The sequence below is a fragment of the Aeromonas sp. V90_14 genome, from assembly GCF_029967615.1.
GTDB classification, from domain to species: domain Bacteria; phylum Pseudomonadota; class Gammaproteobacteria; order Enterobacterales; family Aeromonadaceae; genus Aeromonas; species Aeromonas hydrophila.
The window spans coordinates 228,768-246,949 of sequence record NZ_JASCAS010000034.1 but is presented as its reverse complement, the minus strand read 5'-3'; the positions used below and the strand labels follow the sequence as shown (position 1 = coordinate 246,949).

General features: G+C 63.2%; 17 protein-coding genes. 11 read left to right on the top strand and 6 right to left on the bottom strand.

Going from position 1 to position 18,182, the window contains the following annotated elements; genetic code table 11:
• Nucleotides 1-10: 10 nt before the first annotated feature.
• Entirely contained in the window at nt 11-1,099 is a 1,089-nt protein-coding gene (aroC, locus tag QLG02_RS14685) for a chorismate synthase (protein ID WP_016350634.1), read from the top strand.
• Nucleotides 1,100-1,199: 100 nt separating this feature from the next.
• On the opposite strand, the gene QLG02_RS14680 is transcribed toward aroC, so the two are convergent.
• Nucleotides 1,200-2,015, bottom strand: coding sequence for a transporter substrate-binding domain-containing protein (locus tag QLG02_RS14680; protein WP_282465516.1), 816 nt, complete (start codon nt 2,013-2,015; stop codon nt 1,200-1,202).
• 323 nt (nt 2,016-2,338) lie between these two features.
• Here QLG02_RS14680 and QLG02_RS14675 point away from each other — a divergent pair, with 323 nt between their 5' ends.
• Nucleotides 2,339-3,739 carry a DEAD/DEAH box helicase gene (locus QLG02_RS14675; protein ID WP_011706195.1) on the top strand — a complete coding sequence of 467 codons (1,401 nt, stop codon included), beginning with the start codon at nt 2,339-2,341 and terminating at the stop codon, nt 3,737-3,739.
• Nucleotides 3,740-3,845: 106 nt separating this feature from the next.
• Here QLG02_RS14675 and QLG02_RS14670 read toward each other — a convergent pair whose 3' ends face one another.
• The 4 genes from QLG02_RS14670 to cra all read right to left on the bottom strand — a co-directional run bounded on the left by QLG02_RS14670 (nt 3,846) and on the right by cra (nt 7,687).
• On the bottom strand, nt 3,846-4,535 hold the full coding sequence (locus QLG02_RS14670; protein ID WP_282465515.1) for an RES family NAD+ phosphorylase: 690 nt from the start codon (nt 4,533-4,535) through the stop codon (nt 3,846-3,848).
• On the bottom strand, nt 4,535-4,939 hold the full coding sequence (locus tag QLG02_RS14665; protein WP_282465514.1) for an MbcA/ParS/Xre antitoxin family protein: 405 nt from the start codon (nt 4,937-4,939) through the stop codon (nt 4,535-4,537). The genes QLG02_RS14670 and QLG02_RS14665 overlap by 1 nt, the downstream gene beginning before the upstream one ends.
• A gap of 261 nt (nt 4,940-5,200) precedes the next feature.
• Nucleotides 5,201-6,394, bottom strand: coding sequence for an aromatic amino acid transport family protein (locus QLG02_RS14660; protein WP_254201261.1), 1,194 nt, complete (start codon nt 6,392-6,394; stop codon nt 5,201-5,203).
• Nucleotides 6,395-6,700: 306 nt separating this feature from the next.
• Nucleotides 6,701-7,687 (bottom strand): catabolite repressor/activator, encoded by a 987-nt coding sequence (gene cra, locus QLG02_RS14655; RefSeq protein ID WP_201902891.1) that lies wholly within the window; start codon nt 7,685-7,687, stop codon nt 6,701-6,703.
• 305 nt (nt 7,688-7,992) lie between these two features.
• Between cra and fruB the strand changes: the two genes are divergently transcribed.
• From fruB to QLG02_RS14635, 4 genes are all read left to right on the top strand, one after another.
• A complete protein-coding gene (gene fruB / locus QLG02_RS14650) occupies nt 7,993-9,093 on the top strand; it encodes a fused PTS fructose transporter subunit IIA/HPr protein (RefSeq protein ID WP_282465513.1) in 1,101 nt (366 codons plus the stop codon).
• On the top strand, nt 9,093-10,082 hold the full coding sequence (gene pfkB / locus QLG02_RS14645) for a 1-phosphofructokinase (RefSeq protein WP_282465512.1): 990 nt from the start codon (nt 9,093-9,095) through the stop codon (nt 10,080-10,082). Before fruB ends, pfkB begins: the two co-directional genes overlap by 1 nt.
• Nucleotides 10,079-11,803 carry a PTS fructose transporter subunit IIBC gene (gene fruA, locus QLG02_RS14640; RefSeq protein WP_282465511.1) on the top strand — a complete coding sequence of 575 codons (1,725 nt, stop codon included), beginning with the start codon at nt 10,079-10,081 and terminating at the stop codon, nt 11,801-11,803. The genes pfkB and fruA overlap by 4 nt, the downstream gene beginning before the upstream one ends.
• Before the next feature lie 188 nt (nt 11,804-11,991).
• Complete coding sequence (locus QLG02_RS14635; RefSeq protein ID WP_282465510.1) at nt 11,992-12,561, top strand: glucose-6-phosphate isomerase family protein; 570 nt, start codon at nt 11,992-11,994, stop codon at nt 12,559-12,561.
• A gap of 21 nt (nt 12,562-12,582) precedes the next feature.
• Here the strand turns inward: QLG02_RS14635 and QLG02_RS14630 are convergent, their stop codons facing one another.
• The gene (locus QLG02_RS14630; RefSeq protein WP_016350646.1) at nt 12,583-13,590 is read right to left on the bottom strand and encodes a LacI family DNA-binding transcriptional regulator; all 1,008 of its coding nucleotides are present in this window, start codon (nt 13,588-13,590) and stop codon (nt 12,583-12,585) included.
• Nucleotides 13,591-13,802: 212 nt separating this feature from the next.
• Here QLG02_RS14630 and QLG02_RS14625 point away from each other — a divergent pair, with 212 nt between their 5' ends.
• Genes QLG02_RS14625 through QLG02_RS14605 form a run of 5 tightly spaced genes read left to right on the top strand, consistent with a single transcriptional unit; the run spans nt 13,803 to nt 18,174 of the window.
• Entirely contained in the window at nt 13,803-15,569 is a 1,767-nt protein-coding gene (locus QLG02_RS14625; protein ID WP_282465509.1) for a class I mannose-6-phosphate isomerase, read from the top strand.
• Nucleotides 15,570-15,574: 5 nt separating this feature from the next.
• Complete coding sequence (locus QLG02_RS14620; protein WP_282465508.1) at nt 15,575-16,006, top strand: PTS fructose transporter subunit IIA; 432 nt, start codon at nt 15,575-15,577, stop codon at nt 16,004-16,006.
• Nucleotides 16,007-16,015: 9 nt separating this feature from the next.
• Nucleotides 16,016-16,510, top strand: coding sequence for a PTS sugar transporter subunit IIB (locus QLG02_RS14615; protein ID WP_016350649.1), 495 nt, complete (start codon nt 16,016-16,018; stop codon nt 16,508-16,510).
• A 12-nt stretch (nt 16,511-16,522) separates the two neighbouring features.
• Nucleotides 16,523-17,326, top strand: a complete 804-nt coding sequence (locus QLG02_RS14610; protein ID WP_011706182.1) for a PTS sugar transporter subunit IIC — start codon at nt 16,523-16,525, stop codon at nt 17,324-17,326.
• Nucleotides 17,326-18,174 carry a PTS system mannose/fructose/sorbose family transporter subunit IID gene (locus tag QLG02_RS14605; RefSeq protein WP_052143503.1) on the top strand — a complete coding sequence of 283 codons (849 nt, stop codon included), beginning with the start codon at nt 17,326-17,328 and terminating at the stop codon, nt 18,172-18,174. The genes QLG02_RS14610 and QLG02_RS14605 overlap by 1 nt, the downstream gene beginning before the upstream one ends.
• Nucleotides 18,175-18,182 lie beyond the last annotated feature (8 nt).

Sequence of the window (18,182 nt, the reverse complement as noted above, 5' to 3'; positions counted from 1 at the left end):
AGGAGCACTCATGGCAGGGAACAGTTTCGGCCAACTCTTTCGTGTGACGACCTTCGGCGAGAGTCACGGCCTGGCGCTGGGCGCCGTGGTCGACGGCTGCCCGCCGGGACTGGAGATCAGCGAAGCGGATCTGCAGGGGGATCTGGACCGGCGCAAGCCCGGTACCTCCCGCTACACCACGCCGCGCCGCGAGCCGGACGAGGTGAAGATCCTCTCCGGGGTATTCGAGGGCAAGACCACCGGCACCTCCATCGGGCTCTTGATCGAGAACACCGATCAGCGCTCCAAGGACTACTCCGACATCAAGGACTTGTTCCGTCCGGGCCACGCCGATTACACCTATCACCAGAAGTACGGCCAGCGCGACTATCGTGGCGGCGGTCGCTCCTCCGCCCGTGAAACCGCGATGCGGGTGGCGGCGGGGGCCATTGCCAAGAAGTACCTGAAGCAGGTGCACGGTATCGAGATAACCGGCTTTCTCTCCCAGCTCGGCCCCATCAAGGCAGAAGCCTTCGACGCGGCGCAGATCGAGCAGAATCCCTTCTTCTTCCCCGATGCGGGCAAGCTGGAAGCGCTCGATCAATACATGCGCGACCTGAAAAAAGAGGGCAACAGCATCGGTGCCAAGGTGCAGGTCATCGCCAGCAATGTGCCGGTGGGCCTCGGTGAGCCGGTGTTCGATCGCCTCGACGCCGACATCGCCCATGCCATGATGGGCATCAATGCGGTGAAAGGGGTGGAGATCGGTGACGGGTTCGCGGTGGTGGAGCAAAAAGGCTCCGAGCACCGCGACGAGATGACCCCGGCTGGCTTTGCCAGCAACCATGCGGGCGGCATTCTGGGCGGCATCTCGTCGGGTCAGGATATCGTGGTGAGCTTAGGCTTAAAGCCCACCTCCAGCATCACGGTTCCGGGCAAGACCATCACCACCGAGGGCGAGGCCACCGAGATGATCACCAAGGGGCGCCATGATCCTTGCGTCGGCATTCGTGCCGTGCCCATCGCCGAGGCGATGCTGGCACTGGTACTGATGGATCACCTGCTGCGCCACCGTGCCCAGAACCAGGGAGTGTTGACCCATACCCCGCAACTGCGCTGATCGGCCTGTTTACTGCTCGGCTGATCGAGTGGTACAGACGCAGTCACAGTCAAAAGGCGACCTCAGGGTCGCCTTTTTCATGGGCCTTCATCGCGCTGGATCACTGACCGGGCGCCACCTGCTCAGCCGCCGGGTTGTCGAGCCGGCAGGGGGGAGGCGCCACGTCACGGCCGGGTGGGGGCAGGCCGGCAATCACCCCATTGACCCGGGCGAGCTGCGCATCGGTGACGGCCGAGTTGGCAAACATCAGGCTGACCGGTTGGTGGTGGAGCAGCAACTGACAGCGGATAAAGCTGTCAGCCCCCAGCTGTTGCAGCCGGTAGCGGGCGTATTGCCACTCCATGATGACGCCGTCCAGCCGGCGAGCCAGCAACAGATCGACCAGTCGGTCATCGGCGTTGTATTCGCTCGCGTTCTTGAGGGCGGGGCACGCTTCCATCAGCTGGATGGGGCGAGTGCCGCGCAGCTTGCCAAGGCGCAGCTGGCTTTGCTGGCAAAGCTGCGGCAGGTCTGACACCGCCAGCCAAGGATCACGCTGGCCCGGGATGGGGTTGTTGCTCAGCAGCACGAAGGTACTGCGCCGATAGGGCACCGAGAAGCGGGCAAAGGCACGCCGCTCCGGCGTATCGAGCGCCCCCATGGCCACGTCCAACTGTTGCTGTTCGAGCAGATGGATGGCCCTGGCCCAGGGCAGGTTGCGAAAGTGAGATTCCAGCCCCGCCTGGCTCAAGATCTGGCGGGTCAGGGTGACGTCCAGCCCATCCAGCGTCCCCTGGGGATTGATGTAACTGAACGGGGGCCAGTGGCTCCAGGCCACCGATAGCCTGGGCTTGGCTTGCAGCGGCAGAGAGAGCCCAATCGCCAGCAGGGAGAGCAAGAGCCAGCCAGGGGCGGCTGACAGAAGATGAACACGCATGAACCTGAACCTCCTTGTACAGGACGGATGCGGCGGTATCGCCGTTATCTGGCATCAAGCATAGCCTGATTCGAATGAGTTCTTGAGCGGCTTTTCCGGGCGGGACGGTGACCTGCTTTTGGCAAACATGCTGGGAGGAACGTCACATTTTTCTCGTTTCTCCTCAATAACTCCGTTAGACTGCGCCCCTATTCTTTCCCCTTTGCTCTGCTCCCCGGGGAAATCGTTGTGTTCTCAACAGGCCCGAGTCTGGCGAGATGGCATCGGCTCAGCAGAGGAGCCCCATCCCGGATTGTCGGCGCCCCTATCCCTAGCAGGTAACTATGAGTTTTACTTCCCTCGGTCTGGCCGAACCCTTGTTGCGTGCCGTTGCCGAGCAAGGCTACGACACCCCGTCTCCCATTCAGCAACAAGCGATCCCGGCGGTACTGGCTGGCCGTGATCTGATGGCCGCCGCCCAGACCGGGACCGGCAAGACCGCAGGTTTTACCCTGCCGATGCTGCAGCGTCTGACTGAAAGCAAGCGCAAGGTCTCCCCGAATCGCATCCGTGCCCTGGTGCTGACCCCGACTCGCGAGCTGGCCGCCCAGGTGGGCGAGAGCGTGCGCAACTACGGCAAACACCTGCCGATCCGCAGCCACGTGGTATTTGGCGGCGTGAGCATCAACCCGCAGATGATGGCCACCCGCCGTGGTCTGGACGTGCTGGTGGCCTGCCCGGGCCGCCTGATGGATCTGTACAACCAGAACGCCGTCAAGTTCGACGAAGTGGAAATCCTGGTGCTGGACGAAGCGGATCGCATGCTCGACATGGGCTTTATCCGCGACATCCGCCGCATCCTGGCCCTGCTGCCGAAGAAGCGCCAGAACCTGCTGTTCTCGGCCACCTTCGCCGACGAGATCCGCGAGCTGGCCACCGGCCTGCTGGACAACCCGGCGGTGATCGAAGTCGCCCCGCGCAACAGCACCGCCGAGCGTATCGAGCAGCTGGTGCACCCCTGTGACAAGGCCAACAAGATTGCCCTGCTGAGCCACCTGGTCACCAGCAACAACTGGCAGCAGGTGCTGGTGTTCACCCGTACCAAGCACATGGCCAACCGCGTCGCCGAGACCCTCGACAAGAACGGCGTCAGCGCCGCCGCCATCCACGGCAACAAGAGCCAGGGGGCCCGTACCCGCGCCCTGGCCGGTTTCAAGGATGGCAGCGTCAAGGTGCTGGTGGCGACCGACATTGCCGCCCGTGGTCTGGACATCGACAAGCTGCCGCAGGTAGTCAACTTCGAGCTGCCGAACGTGGCGGAAGACTACGTGCACCGCATCGGTCGTACCGGCCGTGCCGGCGCCGCCGGTCATGCCATCTCCCTGGTCGCGGCCGATGAAGGCAAGCTCATCAAGGCCATCGAGCGGCTGACCAAGCAGAACATTCCGTGCGAGCAGGTGGCCGGTTTTGAAGCCTCCCGCGAGACCTTGGACAACATCGCCCGTGGCATCGGTGCGCCGCTGCGCAAAGAGCCGCGCGATCCGAGCGAGCAGCGCCGTGCGCCGCGCCCGCAAGGTCAAGGCCAGCGTCAGGGTGCCGGTCGCTCTGCCAATGGTGGCAATGGCGGCGGTAACCGCTCCGGCAACGGTGGCAAACCCAAGCCTCAGGGCGGTCAGCGTCCGGAAGGCGGTGCCGGCAAACCGGCTCAGGCTCGTCGTCCCCGTCGCGCTACCCACAACCAGTAAGCGGCCAGGGAGCCCGCTCCCTCGCTCGGTTGATGTAAAAAGCCCCGCCACTCTGGCGGGGCTTTTCTATATCCGGGAGTCGGCCGAGTGAGGCGGGCAGTGCCGGTCACTCGCCATAGAGGGTGATTTGCAGCACGTTGGCGATGGCGCTGCCGTTCCAGTGGTACTCCAGATGGCGGGGCTGATGAACGCGGCTGACCAGGCGTGGGCGATAGAGCAGGTAGCAGTCGTGGCCGCTGTGGCGCACCGAGCGGTAACAGATGCCGTCCACATCCAGGGCTTTCTGCTCGCGGGCGAAGGCCTGGGAATATCCGTAGTCGGTCGCATGGTAGAGCGGTGTGGCGAGAAAGGCCTCGCCGGTAATGTCGACCAGGCTGGCGCTGAACTCGGCATGGATCACCCGCATCTGCACCTTCTGGGCGGGTTCACGGGTGTAGCCGAAGACGCGCTCCTGGTGGTAGACCGTCTCCTTGATGGCGGTGTCGAGACTGGGGGCGCAGTAATAACCGCCAAAATCACCGGTGGTGAAGCGGGCCCCCTCCGGATTGAGGTGGGTGAAGGCGGCCATCACATGGCTGCCGCCAGCCAAGCCCACCAGCCAGTCTGCTTTCGGTACTCGCGTCAGCTCGCCGGCCTCTTCCCTCAGCCTGTCGTTGGTCAATGCCTCGATGGCCCAGACCGCCTCCAGTTCGTCGGCGTTGGCCACATCCTCATAGATGCAGATGGTGGGGTAGCGGCTCGGGATGATCCGGTAGGCGGACTCGTCCTTGAATGCACGCTGCGGGGGAGTCTGCATCAGGCCATGCCTCCGCGCCAGGCGTGCAGGCGGGTAGCGACCTCATAGAGATCGGCCACGCGGCCACCCTGCATCACCTCCATGGCGCTGCGGCCGGCGAAGAAGGGGTGGCTGTTGGACTTGCGTACCCAGCCATAGATACTCTCGTCCGCGCTGAACAGCACCCGCAGGCTCTTGTGAATGTTGAGCAGGTAGCTCATTCGCTCCTGCTGATCCGCACTCAGTCTGATCCCGCCGTGGGACTCTTTGTACTTGTTCAAGGTTGAACGGGAAGAGATGCCGAGCAGTCGCAACTGTTCATCTGTGTTGCACTGCCATTTGTCCAGGATGCGAAACACCACCGGCAGCGCCTTGCTGGGATCAACGGCGTCATCTTGCCGTTGCACGTGTGCGGTTGCGACCATGTCAGGCTCCTTGCGGGATTGAGCGTGTGTTCTGTTGCCAAAAAGGCGATCTGTTATCAGTGTACAAGAATTGTTCACATATATACAGAATGTCGATATATGGTGCATATATGAACGCGTGGTGCATCAGGGAGATGATCACCGCGCCAGCGGACCCCTTTATATCGATGGCATGTACCGATGGCATAGAAAAAGCCCCGCCAACTGGGTTGGCGGGGCTTTTGTGCTTTTGCTATTGGGGCATGCAATACCGATTCTGGCTTAGAGTGCGGGCAGCAATCCCATGCTGACGCTTATCTGCACCCCGACGATCAGCACCCCCATGGCGCCGGCAAGGCCCAGGGCCAGCACGCCACCCGGGGCGCGGTAGTGGTGCGTCTCGGTTTGCTTGCGGCTCTGCCACACCAGGGCCACCGGCAGCAGCACAGCCAGCACCGCCAGCGCGATGGCGGCGTAGCCGAGCGCCATGATGAAGCCCTGCGGGAAGTAGAGGGCAAACAGCAGGGGCGGCACAAAGGTGATGAGGCCGGTCTGGGTGCGGCCCTGCCAGTTGTCCTTGCGGCGGGTCACCTTGGCCATGAAGTCGAACAGTCCCAGCGTCACCCCGAGGAAGGAGGTGGCCAGCGCCAGATCGGCGAACAGATGCATCGCCTGGTTGAAGGCGGGCCAGCTCACCAGATTGCTGACGTTGGCCAAAAGGCTGTCCAGCGCCCCGCCGGTCTGGATCAGGGATTGTTGACCGAGCAGCCCCAGGATGGCCACTTGCCACAGTACATACAGGATGAGTGGCAGGGCGGAGCCCCACACGAAGACCCGGCGCAGCTGCTTGGGGCAGTCCCCCAGGTAGAGCATCACGCTCGGGATGGAGCCGTGAAAACCGAACGAGGTGAAGATGACCGGCAGGCCTGCCAGCAACAAGCCCTGACCGAGCGGCATGGAGAGCAGGTGCTGTCCCTCGGCGCGCGGCAGCAGCAGCCCGAGGACGGCCACCATGATCACCAGCTTGACGGTGAACATCAGTCGGTTGAGGTAATCCACCTGTTTGGTGCCGACGCAGACCATGCCGCCAAACAGCAGGGTAAAGGCCCAGGCCGCCTGCTCCTGGCTGAGGGGCAGGCCGGCATCGGCCAGCGCCTGGGCCAGCAGGCTGCTACCGCCGCTGATGTAGGCGGAGGCCAGCGAGTAGAACAGCATCAGGATGCAGAAGGAGGCAATGCGTTTGCCCCAGGGGCCGAGCAGGTGATCCGCCAGTTGGTGCAGGTACCACTTGCCGGTGTTGAGGCTCGCTTCCACCTGCAGCATGGCGGTAAAGGCCATCAGGCCCCAGAGACCGATCATCAGCAGCAGGGTGGCGGGTCCGCCAAGGGAGGAGGAGGCCAGCGGCAGGGCCAGCATGCCGGCGCCTATGGTGGTGCCGGCAATCAACAGGGTACATCCCAGGGTTTTGGTATTCATGGTGTCCATCCGAATCGAGAAACTGCGCCGTGCGCAGCAGGCATATGAGGTGTTGGCAAGGCGCCTCCGGGGTCGAGACCGGAGGCTAGCAATATCGGAGTGAACCCATCGTTACGAAAAATCCGCTGGTTGTAAAAGATGGTTGCCAACTTAGCGAATTAAAATGTTGGGTACAAGCGTGTAAAGGCGGATTTTGTACTGAGTGGGCAGAATAAGTGGAAATAAAAGATGACAGGAGTGCACTTCGACTGGTGAAAAAACGCGCCCCGGCGCACCGGGTCGCAGCGGCGCGCGATGCAGAGAGTATCAGCGGCGGCGTTTGAGGGTACGGCTCACATAGTGCAACCCGCACTGATATTCACCGCCAATCGCCTTGAGGGCCAGCTCCAGCGCCTGGCTGGCGAGGGCATCGTGCTGCTGTGGCAGGGAGTTGATGCCGAAGGGGAGAAAATCGAGCAGGCGATCGTCGCCGAAGGTGGCCATGGCCAGCCGGCTCATGTCGGTCTCCTGTTCCAGCAGATAGTCGAGCACCCCCTCCATCAGGATGTAGGAGGTGGCTATCAGTGCCTGGGGCAGCTGGCCGAGCTGTTGATGCAGCGTCTTGATCAGGCGGTAGCCCTCGGCGCGGGAGAAGTGGGCCCCTTCACACAGATGGCAAGCCGTGCTGTGGCTGGCGACGGCCTGCTCGAAGCCCGCTTTGCGTTCCCGGCTGATCGTGAGTGCCGGTAGTGCGGTGATCAGGGCGATGTGTTTGATTGCTGGCGAGAGCAGGGAGGCGGTGAGATCGCAGCTCGCCTTCTGGTTTTCGCTGGCCACGGTGACGAACTTGTCGGCCGCCATGGCCCGGTCGATGGCGAGCACCTGGATGCCGCGCGTCTGCAGGCCGAGGTAGAAGGGATCTTCGGGCGGCAGGCAACTGGCCACCAGCAGCGCGTCCACGTGGCGGCTGGCCAGCATCTCGGCCAGCTCTTTCTCGGTGGCGGGGTCATCTTCCGAGCAGACGATCAGCAGCTGATAACCCTGTACCCGCGCTCCTTGCTCCAGCCGTTTGGCGAGCTTGGCGTAACTGGCGTTCTCCAGGTCGGGCAGGATGAAGCCCAGGGTCTTGGTCTGGCCACCGCGCAGGGAGGCGGCGCGGCTGTCCGGCTGGTAGTTGTGGGCGGTGACCACCGCCATCACCTTGTCGCGGGTGGCCTGGCTGATGCGGTATTGGTCGGCCTTGCCATTGATCACATAGCTGGCCGTAGTGCGCGAGACACCGGCGAGGGCGGCGATTTCATCCAGTTTCATCATGTTGGCTCTGTTTGAGTTGCAAGGCCCACGGGCACTGCCTGGTGAGGGCACCGAAAAGTGTGCGCGGGATCATATCATTGAAAAGCACTCTTTGTGGGTACTTGATCAATTCGCTGAAACGATTCAGTCTGAGTGTAAGTGAAACGATTCAGCTTGTCAGCAGACAATCGATGGTCGGGCATAAAAACCGGGTATGACCCGCGAAGGGATGCAATCCGGTCTATTGTCAGCAGGCGAGTGGTACGAATGGTTATGTTTGATGAGCCGGTACGGTCAGGCCGCCCGGCACCTGATGGAGAATCTCTATGTTGAAGTTGGCGCGACAGCAGATCCTGCTGGGGCAGTCGGTGGCAACCAAGGCCGAGGCCATTGCCCTGTTGGCAGGCAAACTGACCGAAGCCGGTCTGGTGGAAGCGGGATATGTAGATGGCATGCTGGCGCGTGAAGCGCAGCACGCCACCTATCTTGGCAGCGGCATCGCCATTCCCCACGGCACCACTGACACCCGGCATCTGGTGAAGAACACCGGCGTCATGGTGGCCCAGTTCCCGCAGGGGATCGAGTGGGATGAGGGGCAGATCGCCTACGTCGCCATCGGCATCGCCGCCAAATCCGACGAGCATCTGGGTATTTTGCGCCAGCTTACCCACGTGCTGGGTGACGAGCAGGCGGCGGTGCAATTGAAAGAGGCCACCGATGCCGACACCATCATCAATATCCTGACCGGTGCGACGGCGCCCAAAGAGGTGCAGTTCCTGGCCCTGGCCGACTTCCCGGCCGACGATCGCGACCAGCTGCTGCTGGGCGCAGCCGCCCGCGCCAAATCCGCCGGCTGGGGCGATGCCGCCATGGTGAGCGCCCTGCTGGCAAGTGAACCCGCCTACCTGGGCGAGGGCATCTGGCTGGCGCGGGCACAAGCAGCCCAGACCGGCTGGGTGCTGGCCACCCCGAGCACTGCGCTGAGCGCAGGGGAACAACCGGTCAGCGCCCTGCTGCTGCTGTGCGCCGCAGATAGCGGCCATCTGGCGCAGCTCGACAATCTGGCCAAACTGGCTGCTGCCGGTCAGCTGGCCACGCTGGCAGGCGGCGAGGGGCTGGCCATGCTGCAAGCGGGGCCGGCGAGCGGTCTGTCCGACACCTTCACCATCATCAACCCCCATGGGTTGCACGCCCGTCCGGGCGCCATGCTGGTCAAGGTGGCCAAAGAGTATGAATCCGATATTCGCGTGGCGAATCTGGATGGCAGCGGCGAAGCGGTCTCCGCCAAGAGCCTGATGAAGGTCATCGGTCTGGGCGTCAAGTGCGGGCACCGTCTGGCGTTTCGTGTCGAAGGCCCGGATGCCGAAGCGGCGCTCAAGGGCATAGGCGCCGCCATTGCGGCCGGGCTGGGCGAGGGGGCACACTGATGGACATAGTGACCATCACCCTCAATCCGGCGCTCGATCTCACCACCCGTCTCGAGGCGATGAGCCTGGGCGAGGTGAACCTGGTGAACGAGGCCAACCTGCGTGCGGCGGGCAAGGGGATCAACGTTGCCATGGTGCTCAAGGACTTGGGCCGCAAGGTGGGCGTCACCGGCTGGCTTGGCGCCGATAACCAGCAGAGCTTTGACTCCCTGTTTACGGAGCGTGCCCTGGCCGATCACTTCGTGCGCGTGGCGGGCAGCACCCGCATCAATGTCAAGATCTCCGAGCAATCCGGTAGGGTCACCGATCTCAATCTGCCGGGGCTCACCATCCACCAAGGGGAAGTGAGCGCGCTGGAGCAGGCCATCGACCAACTGGCAGCGCACGCCGACTGGTTTGTGCTGGCGGGCAGCCTGCCCAAAGGGGTGGCCCCCGATTACTGCGCCCATCTGATCCGCCTGCTCAAGGCCAGAGGCAAGCAGGTGATCTTCGATTGCAGCGGCGCGGCCTTAAGCGAAGGGATCAAGGCGGCGCCGACCCTGGTCAAACCCAATCTGGAGGAGCTGAGCCAGTGGGCGGGTCGCCCCATCAAGACCCTGAGCGAGCAGGCCGAATGTGCCCGCGCGCTGCAGGCAAGTGGGATCCCCAACGTGGTGATCTCCAACGGCGCCGATGGCCTGATCTGGTTTGCTCCGGATGCCGTCTGGCAGGCGATTCCGCCGCGCATGCAGGTGGTCAGCACGGTCGGTGCCGGTGATTCCCTGGTGGCAGGTCTCGCCCATGGTCTCAGTCTTGGCTGGACGCCGGAGCAGACCCTGCGGCTGGCCACCGCCGTCTCGGCACTGGCGGTCAGCCAGGTGGCAGTCGGCTTTAGCGATATCAGTGTGCTCAACCCCTTGCTTGAACAGGTGCGCGTACAGCGTCTGGATGCGCTGGCACCGGTTCAATGCCATACCCCCTCAATGGAAAACTCAGGAGATGCCCAATGAAAGCAATCTTGGTTACGGCTTGCCCGGCGGGCATTGCCACCAGCTTTCTCGCTGCAAAACGCATAGAACAGCAGGCCAAACTGGCTGGCTGGGAGCTCACCCTCGACGTCGGCTCCAGCGTGCAGCCTCGCCAGGTACCGGGCAAGGAGCAGATTGCCGCCGCCGACCTGGTGCTGGTTGTCGCCAGCGCCCCGGTGGATCTCGCCGCCTATGATGGCAAGCGGGTCTATCAGGGCAGCATGGATCTTGCCCTGCAGGATCCGGCCGCCTTGCTGGACGCCGCCGCCAGCGGCGCCAGCCTCTATCGCCATCAAGCCGCGCCCGCAGCGACCAAACCGGCCGCTGCTGGCAAGCGCATCGTGGCGGTGACTGCCTGCCCGACGGGGGTGGCCCACACCTTCATGTCGGCAGAAGCGCTGGAGACCATGGCCAAACAGCTGGGTCATCAGATCCGCGTCGAGACTCAAGGCTCGGTCGGTGCCCAGAATGCCCTGACTGCCGAGGAGATTGCCGCCGCCGATCTGGTGTTCCTCGCCACCGACATCGAGGTGGACATGGCCCGTTTCGACGGCAAGCCGGTCTATCGCACCAGCACGGGCGCTGCGCTCAAGAAAACCCGTGCCGAGCTCGACAAGGCCTGGACCGAGGCGAAAACCTATCGCCACAGCGGTGCCAGCCAACCCAAGAAAGAAGAGAAGGCTGGCCCCTACAAGCACCTGCTGACCGGGGTCTCCTTCATGCTGCCCATGGTGGTGGCGGGCGGCCTCATCATCGCGCTCTCGTTCGTGTTCGGTATCGAGGCGTTCAAGGTGGAAGGCACTCTGGCCGCCGCCCTGATGAAGATCGGTGGCGGCTCCGCCTTTGCCCTGATGATCCCGGTGCTGGCCGGCTATATTGCCTACTCCATCGCTGACCGCCCGGGTCTCGCCCCCGGCATGATCGGCGGCATGCTGGCAAGTTCCTTGGGCGCCGGTTTCCTTGGCGGCATCGTGGCTGGTTTCCTGGCCGGTTACAGCGCCAAGTACCTGAGCGACAAGGTGCGCCTGCCGGTGACCCTGGAAGCGCTCAAGCCCATCCTGATTATTCCGCTGTTTGCCAGCCTGTTTACCGGTCTGGTGATGATTTACGTGGTGGGTGGCCCGGTGGCCGGTATCATGAATGCCATGACCACCTTCCTCAACAACATGGGCTCCGCCAACGCCGTGCTGCTGGGTGTCATCATCGGTGCCATGATGTGCTTCGACATGGGTGGCCCGGTCAACAAGGCGGCCTATGCCTTCGGTGTCGGCTTGCTGGCCTCCAAAACCTACGCCCCCATGGCTGCCGTAATGGCCGCCGGTATGGTGCCGGCACTGGGGATGGGGATCGCCACTTTCCTGGCCCGCACCAAGTTCATCAAGGCGGAGCAGGAAGCGGGCAAGGCTTCCTTCGTGCTGGGTCTGTGCTTCATCTCCGAGGGGGCCATTCCGTTTGCCGCCAAGGATCCGATGCGGGTCATCCCGGCCTGCATGGTGGGTGGCGCCCTGACCGGTGCGCTCTCCATGCTGTTCGGCTGTGAACTGATGGCGCCCCACGGCGGTCTGTTCGTGCTGTTCATCCCGCACGCCATCAGCAACGTCATGATGTATATCGTGGCGATTGCGGCAGGCTCGCTGCTGACCGGCGTCTCCTACGCCATGCTCAAGCGCGGTGAAGAGCAGGCCAAGCTGGCCACGGCATAATCCGCCAGCCAGTGATACGCCATACAAGAGAGCGGCCTTTGGGCCGCTTTTTTTATTGCCCAAATTAATTGTCCAAAAAGTGACGAGGATGGGGCAACCTGGCTTGTGGTTAATGGATTAACCCTCTAGCGTGGGACCCCGAAGGGCGCCGCTGCGCCTGCCGATAACCCGATCCCCAGGAGCAGATGATGACCCCCATGATCCCCCCCATTCTCGATTTTGCGACCGGCAAGCTCGGCGGCGCCGAACTGGTGGAAAAGAGCACCACCCTGGCCGACCTGCAGGGGCTTTTTGCCGACCCGCACGCCGAGGCGGCGCTTTCGCCCGATACGCCGCTCTACCGGGTGATCATGTTGCCTGGCCATGGTGGCGAGGGGGATCTCAACATGGGGGTCACCTATCTGGAGGCGGGTCGGGTTGGCCAGGAGTTCTTCATGACCCGCGGTCATCTCCATGCGCGCGCCGAGCAGGCGGAATACTACTTCGGGTTGTGCGGGCAGGGGTTGTTGCTGTTGCAGGATATGGCCGGTGTCTGTCGGCTGGAGCAGGTCTTTGTCGGCAGCGTTCACCATATCCCTGGCCATGTGGCCCATCGACTCATCAACACCGGCGAGACGCAGCTCTCGGCGCTGGCGGTCTGGCCCGCCGTCGCCGGTCACGATTACGGTGCGCTGGGATCGCGCGGCTTTGGCCTGCGGGTGCTGGCCGGGGAGGATGGCACGCCCCGCATTGTCACTTCTGCTGGGAAAGCCACTTGAAACAGCGCGTGCGGCGGCCCGCTAGGGGCTGCCGCAGGATTGGCGCACCACCAGGGTGGGGGGCAGTATGATGCTCTTGGCCGGTTCGTCGTTGCCGGCCATCCGCTCGAGCAGCAGCTCGCCGGCTTTTCGGCCGATCTCCCGCGACGCCACCGAGACGGTGGTGAGGGGTGGGTCCACCAGCGCCGTCTCCGGCAGATCGTCAAAGCCCACCAGTGCAAAATCCTGACCGATGACTCGCCCCAGCTTGCGCAGCGCCAGAATGGCGCCGAGCGCCACCACGTCCTGATAGCAGACCGCCGCCGTCACCTCGGGGTGCTGTTCCAGCAGCGCCGTGATGGCGCGGGTGCCTTCCACCCGGCTGGCGCCGCAGCCGATGATCCACTCCGGCCTTGGGGAGATGCCGTGTTCGAGCAACTTGCTCATGTAGCCGCCGAGGCGCTGGGAGCGACTGATGGAGGCAGGATTGCCCCCGACAAAGGCGATGTGGCGGTGACCCAGCTTCAGCAGGTGTTCGGTCGCCAGCTGGCAGCCCAGAAAGTTGTCGGTGCCGACGAAGTCGATCGCCACGTCCGGCACCGGCCGCACGATCAGGATGGTGGGCATGCGGCGGCGCTGCAGGCTCTCGAAGAAGCTGCGGGGAGTGGTCTGGGTGGCGCAGATCACCATGCCGGCGGCGTTGTTGCGCTGCAGCGAGTCGGTGAACTGCTGCTGCCGGGTGGCCGACTCCTCGCTGTTGGCCAGAAACAGCATGAGATCGTGATGCTCCATCTCCCGGCTCAGGCCCGCCGTCATCTCCGCATAGAAGGGGTTGGTGATGTCGTGCAGCAACAGACCAACCTGGTTGCTGCTCTTGTTGCGCAGGTTGGCGGCGGTCTGGTTGTAGACATAGCCCAGCTCGTCGATGGCCCTGAGTACCCGCTGGCGGGTGTGCTCGGAGATGCGCCCCTTGTTGCGCAGGGTCATGGAGACGGTGGCAGTCGACACCCCCAGATGGCGGGCGATGTCGGCAACGGTCACATTGCTCATGGGATGGATCCTGTCAGGGAGTAGGTTTTAAAGGTATATCGATTAACCTTTGGTTGTTAACTTGCCATGATGAAATTGCCGTCATGATCACACATTTCGCCCATGTTGGCGATCAAATGCACCATTTTATGAGGTTAATCTTGTTTATCAGGTTGTGGTTAACAGGTTAATCGATTTATCTATTTCGTAGGTGTCAACGAGAGAGCAAGCCAATGATTCATTCGAGTTACGTCTCCAACTACGACAAATTCCCGGAAGTGGTGGTCGCCGGCCATGAGGGCGCCGCCTGTGCCGGCTGGCACGAGATAGCCCGGCGACTGCAGGCCGCGGCAGACGGGCAAGGTGGGGCAAGGGTGGTGCTGGTGATCGACTGCTATCACGGCGTGGATCAGGACGAGCTGCGTAGCCAGCTGCTGGCGAGGCTTGGGCCCCACACGCTCATCGAGGTGGAGCAGGCCCGTCTGCCCGAATCAAAAGTGCTGGCGATGCTGGAGCGCTTCATTACCGACGACCGGGTCTTTGGTGTGCTGGCTCCCCACAAGATGGTGGAGTTTTTTGACCCGGCCGCGCTGGCTAGCCTGCAGCGGCAGGTCGCAGAGATAACCGGTGGCCTAGTGGTAGTGATGGGCAGCGGCGCCTCGCTGGTGGCGAGAGGGGATGTGCGGGTCTATGCCGATCTCGCCCGCTGGGAGATCCAGCAGCGACTGCGGCGCAAGGAGCTGGGCAACTGGGGGGCCGGCAACGAGGAGGAGGACATACTGCGCCGCTACAAGCGTGCCTTCTTCATCGAGTGGCGGGTGTTTGACCGCCATAAACTGGCCCAGCTGCCCACCATCGATTTCCTGCTCGATACCAACACCCGAGGCAAGCCGACCCTGGTGACGGGGCAGGCGCTGCTGGCGGGGTTGCATCAGGCCGCGCGCCAGCCGTTTCGGGTGGTGCCCTTCTTCGACCCCGGGGTCTGGGGCGGGCAGTGGATGAAGCAGGTGTGCGATCTGGACCCGGCCCAGCCCAACTATGCCTGGTGCTTTGATTGCGTACCGGAAGAGAACAGCCTCTACCTGCGCATTGGCGAGGTGCGGGTGGAGATCCCGTCGCAAAACCTGGTGCTGTGCCAGCCCAGCGCCTTGCTCGGGGAGCGGGTACACGCTCGCTTTGGCGCCGAGTTCCCGATCCGGTTCGATTTTCTCGACACGGTGGGGGGGCAGCCACTCAGCCTGCAGGTGCATCCGCTGACCGAATACATCCAGCAGGAGTTCGGCATGCACTACACCCAGGACGAGAGCTACTACCTGCTCGATGCCAAACCGGGTGCCTGCGTCTACCTCGGCACCCGCACCGGTATCGACCCGCAGGAGATGCTGGCAGATCTGGCTGCCGCCCAGCGTGGTGAGAAGCCTTTCGATGACGAGCGCTTCATCAACCGCTTTCCGGCCCGTAAACACGATCACTTCCTGATCCCGGCCGGGACCGTTCACTGCTCGGGAGAGGGGGCCATGGTGCTCGAGATCAGTGCCACCCCCTACATCTTCACCTTCAAGCTGTGGGACTGGGGTAGGGTCGGGCTCGACGGCATCCCGCGCCCCATCCATCTGGAGCATGGCAGCAAGGTGATCCAGTGGGAGCGCGACACCGATTGGACCCGCGAACACCTGGTCAATCGCATCGAGCCCATTGCCGAGGGGCCAGGCTGGCGCGAGGAGCGCACCGGGTTGCACGAGCGGGAATTCATCGAGACCCGTCGCCACTGGTTCAGTGTGCCGGTGGAACACGACACCGGCGGCACCGTACAGGTACTCAATCTGATCGAGGGGCGAGAGGCGACGGTGGAAAGTCCCGACCATGCGTTCGCGCCGTTTGTGGTGCACTACGCCGAGACCTTCATCGTCCCGGCCTCGGTGGGGCGTTATTGCATCCGCCCGAGCGGTGAGAGTGAAGGGGCGACCATCGCCACCATCAAGGCCTATGTGAGGGGGTAACCAAGATGCTGAGGATCCTTATCGCAACCCATGGTTCACTGGCGCCGGCCCTGCTGGCCAGCGCCAGCATGGTTTACGGCGAACTGCCCGCTGTGGCGACCGTCTCCCTCACCGAAGAGGGGGGAATAGCGGCGTTTCGCACCGAGTTTGAACAGACCCTGCGCTGCCATGGCGCGGGGGCTGACGGGGTGCTGGTGCTGTGCGACATGGAGTGCGGCACCCCCTACAACGTGGCGTGCCGCTTCGCGTTTGACCCCGAATGGCGGCAGCCGCTGGCGGTGGTGACCGGGGTCAACTTCCCCATGCTGCTGATGAGCGCCGAGCTGCTGGATGCCGTGGATGTGCACGAGGCGGCCCGCCAGTTGCTGGTCCAGGCGCTGGAATCCATGGTGATCGCGGCCCCGGCGGTTGCGCACCAGCAAGACGACAACTTCTAGGAGAGCGAGATGGCCATTTCATTTGTACGCATTGACGATCGGGTGATCCACGGTCAGCTGGTGACGCGCTGGGCCAGGGAGCTGCCTTGCGACGGCATCGTCGCAATCGATGACGAGGTGGCGGCCGATCCGCTGCTCTCCCAGGTGATGATCGGTGCCGTGCCGGATACCCGGGTATGGCTGTTCGACGTGGCGACGGCGATTGCCAAGCTGCCCAAAGTGATCGCCAGCGACAAGCGCTACTTCGTGATCGGCAAATCGCCGGTCACCCTGCAGCGGCTCTGCGCCGCCGGTATCTCCCTTGAGAACCACAACGGCAAGATCAACGTCGGGCCCATGAGTGCCCGCGAGCAGACCACCACCATAGGCCCCAATCAGTCGGTCACGGCGCAGGAGATCGCCGCCTTTGACTACCTGGCCGGTCTTGGCCACGACATTGACTTTCGGCTGGTGCCGGATGCCAGTCATTACAGCTGGGCGGATGCCCAGAAAAAGCTGAAATAGGGAGCAGACATCATGTTTCTGGAAGCAACACTCATCGGGATACTCTGTTATCTCGGTGCCCTCAGCAGCCCCTGGCTGCTGGGATTGACCGGGGGCTGGTACACCATCACCCGTCCGCTGGTCTCGGGCATGCTGGTGGGGGCCATCCTCGGTGATATCCAGACCGGGATCCTCATCGGGGTGGCGGTGCAGGCGGTCTACATCGCCATGGTGACGCCGGGCGGTTCCATGCCGGCGGATCTCAACTTCGTCGCCTTTCCGGCCATTGCGCTGGGCATCCTGTCGGGCAAGGAGCCGTCGGTGGCGGTGGCCATTGCTGCCACCATCGGCATCGCCGGTACCATCCTCTTCAACTTCATGATGGTGCTCAACTCCTACTGGAACCACAGGGCCGACGTGGCACTGGAGCAGGGGGACGAGCAGGGGGTCTACCTCAACAGCGCGATCTTCCCGCAGGCCAGCAACTTCGTGCTGCGCTTCGTACCCACCTTCATCGCCGTCTATTTTGGCAACCAGTACATCGAAGGCTTCATGAACAGCCTGCCGGAGCTGGTGATCCGCACCATGACGGTGGTGGGGGGCATACTGCCGGCGGTCGGCATCGCCATCCTGCTCAAGCAGATCATCAAGCAGAGCAGCATGCTGATCTATTTTCTGGTGGGCTTTGTCGGCATCGTCTTTCTCAAGCTCAACATGGTGGGGCTGGTGATGATCGGCGCCCTGCTCGCGCTCATCCACTACAACTACAAGCCGGAGCCGCGCCCTGCACCGGCTGCCCGCGCTGCCACCCAAACCGACGATGAGGATGAATTCTGATGGACGCAAAGCTGCAAGCGGGCCAGCCGGTGAACAAGGCGCCGGTGGCCCTCACTCTCAAGGATCTGCGTGCCTGCTGGCGCGCCTGGATGATGTACAACCTCTCCTCCATGAGCTTCGAGCGGCTCGAATCCTTCGGCTTCTGCCTTGGCATGATGCCGGCGCTCAAGAAGCTCTATCCCGGCAAGGCGGAGCGGACGGAGGCGATGAAGCGTCACGCCTCCTTCTACAACACCGAGCCTCAGCTTGGCGCCATCATCAACGGGTTGGCGGTAGGGCTGGAGGAGAAGCGGGCCAACGGCGAGCGGATCGATGGCGAGACCATCAACACCCTGAAAGTGGGGTTGATGGGGCCCATCGCCGGGATCGGGGACTCCATGATCCCGGGCATGCTGGTGCCCATTCTGCTCAGCATCGGCATGGCGCTGGCCGCCGGCGGCAGCGTGCTGGGGCCGCTCTTTTACATCATCAGCTTCAACGCCATCGTCATCACCGGCTCCTACATGCTGTTCATGAAGGGCTACCGGATGGGGACCGGCTCGGTGGAGGCGCTGGTGAGCTCGGAGTCGGTCAAGCTGCGCGAGGCGCTCTCCCTGCTCGGGGTCTTCGTGATGGGCGGGGTGGCGGCCAGTTACGTCAATCTCTCCACCGGGCTCGATTTCGTCACCTCGGACGGGGTCAACATCCAGCTGCAGGCCATGCTGGACGGCATCTTTCCCAAACTGATGCCGCTGCTGGTGGTGCTGGGCACCTGGTATCTGATGGCCAGACGCAACGTCTCGCCGGTCAAGGCCATGCTGGGGCTGCTGGTCGTGGCCTTTGTCGGGGTCGCCGTCGGGCTGTTCTAGGCCGGTTG

Bases quoted from the DNA above. Each gene is read 5' to 3' on its own strand.
- aroC (WP_016350634.1), top strand. From the start codon at position 11: ATGGCAGGGAACAGTTTCGGCCAACTCTTTCGTGTGACGACCTTCGGC.
- QLG02_RS14680 (WP_282465516.1), bottom strand. From the start codon at position 2,015: ATGCGTGTTCATCTTCTGTCAGCCGCCCCTGGCTGGCTCTTGCTCTCC.
- QLG02_RS14675 (WP_011706195.1), top strand. From the start codon at position 2,339: ATGAGTTTTACTTCCCTCGGTCTGGCCGAACCCTTGTTGCGTGCCGTT.
- QLG02_RS14670 (WP_282465515.1), bottom strand. From the start codon at position 4,535: ATGCAGACTCCCCCGCAGCGTGCATTCAAGGACGAGTCCGCCTACCGG.
- QLG02_RS14665 (WP_282465514.1), bottom strand. From the start codon at position 4,939: ATGGTCGCAACCGCACACGTGCAACGGCAAGATGACGCCGTTGATCCC.
- QLG02_RS14660 (WP_254201261.1), bottom strand. From the start codon at position 6,394: ATGAATACCAAAACCCTGGGATGTACCCTGTTGATTGCCGGCACCACC.
- cra (WP_201902891.1), bottom strand. From the start codon at position 7,687: ATGATGAAACTGGATGAAATCGCCGCCCTCGCCGGTGTCTCGCGCACT.
- fruB (WP_282465513.1), top strand. From the start codon at position 7,993: ATGTTGAAGTTGGCGCGACAGCAGATCCTGCTGGGGCAGTCGGTGGCA.
- pfkB (WP_282465512.1), top strand. From the start codon at position 9,093: ATGGACATAGTGACCATCACCCTCAATCCGGCGCTCGATCTCACCACC.
- fruA (WP_282465511.1), top strand. From the start codon at position 10,079: ATGAAAGCAATCTTGGTTACGGCTTGCCCGGCGGGCATTGCCACCAGC.
- QLG02_RS14635 (WP_282465510.1), top strand. From the start codon at position 11,992: ATGACCCCCATGATCCCCCCCATTCTCGATTTTGCGACCGGCAAGCTC.
- QLG02_RS14630 (WP_016350646.1), bottom strand. From the start codon at position 13,590: ATGAGCAATGTGACCGTTGCCGACATCGCCCGCCATCTGGGGGTGTCG.
- QLG02_RS14625 (WP_282465509.1), top strand. From the start codon at position 13,803: ATGATTCATTCGAGTTACGTCTCCAACTACGACAAATTCCCGGAAGTG.
- QLG02_RS14620 (WP_282465508.1), top strand. From the start codon at position 15,575: ATGCTGAGGATCCTTATCGCAACCCATGGTTCACTGGCGCCGGCCCTG.
- QLG02_RS14615 (WP_016350649.1), top strand. From the start codon at position 16,016: ATGGCCATTTCATTTGTACGCATTGACGATCGGGTGATCCACGGTCAG.
- QLG02_RS14610 (WP_011706182.1), top strand. From the start codon at position 16,523: ATGTTTCTGGAAGCAACACTCATCGGGATACTCTGTTATCTCGGTGCC.
- QLG02_RS14605 (WP_052143503.1), top strand. From the start codon at position 17,326: ATGGACGCAAAGCTGCAAGCGGGCCAGCCGGTGAACAAGGCGCCGGTG.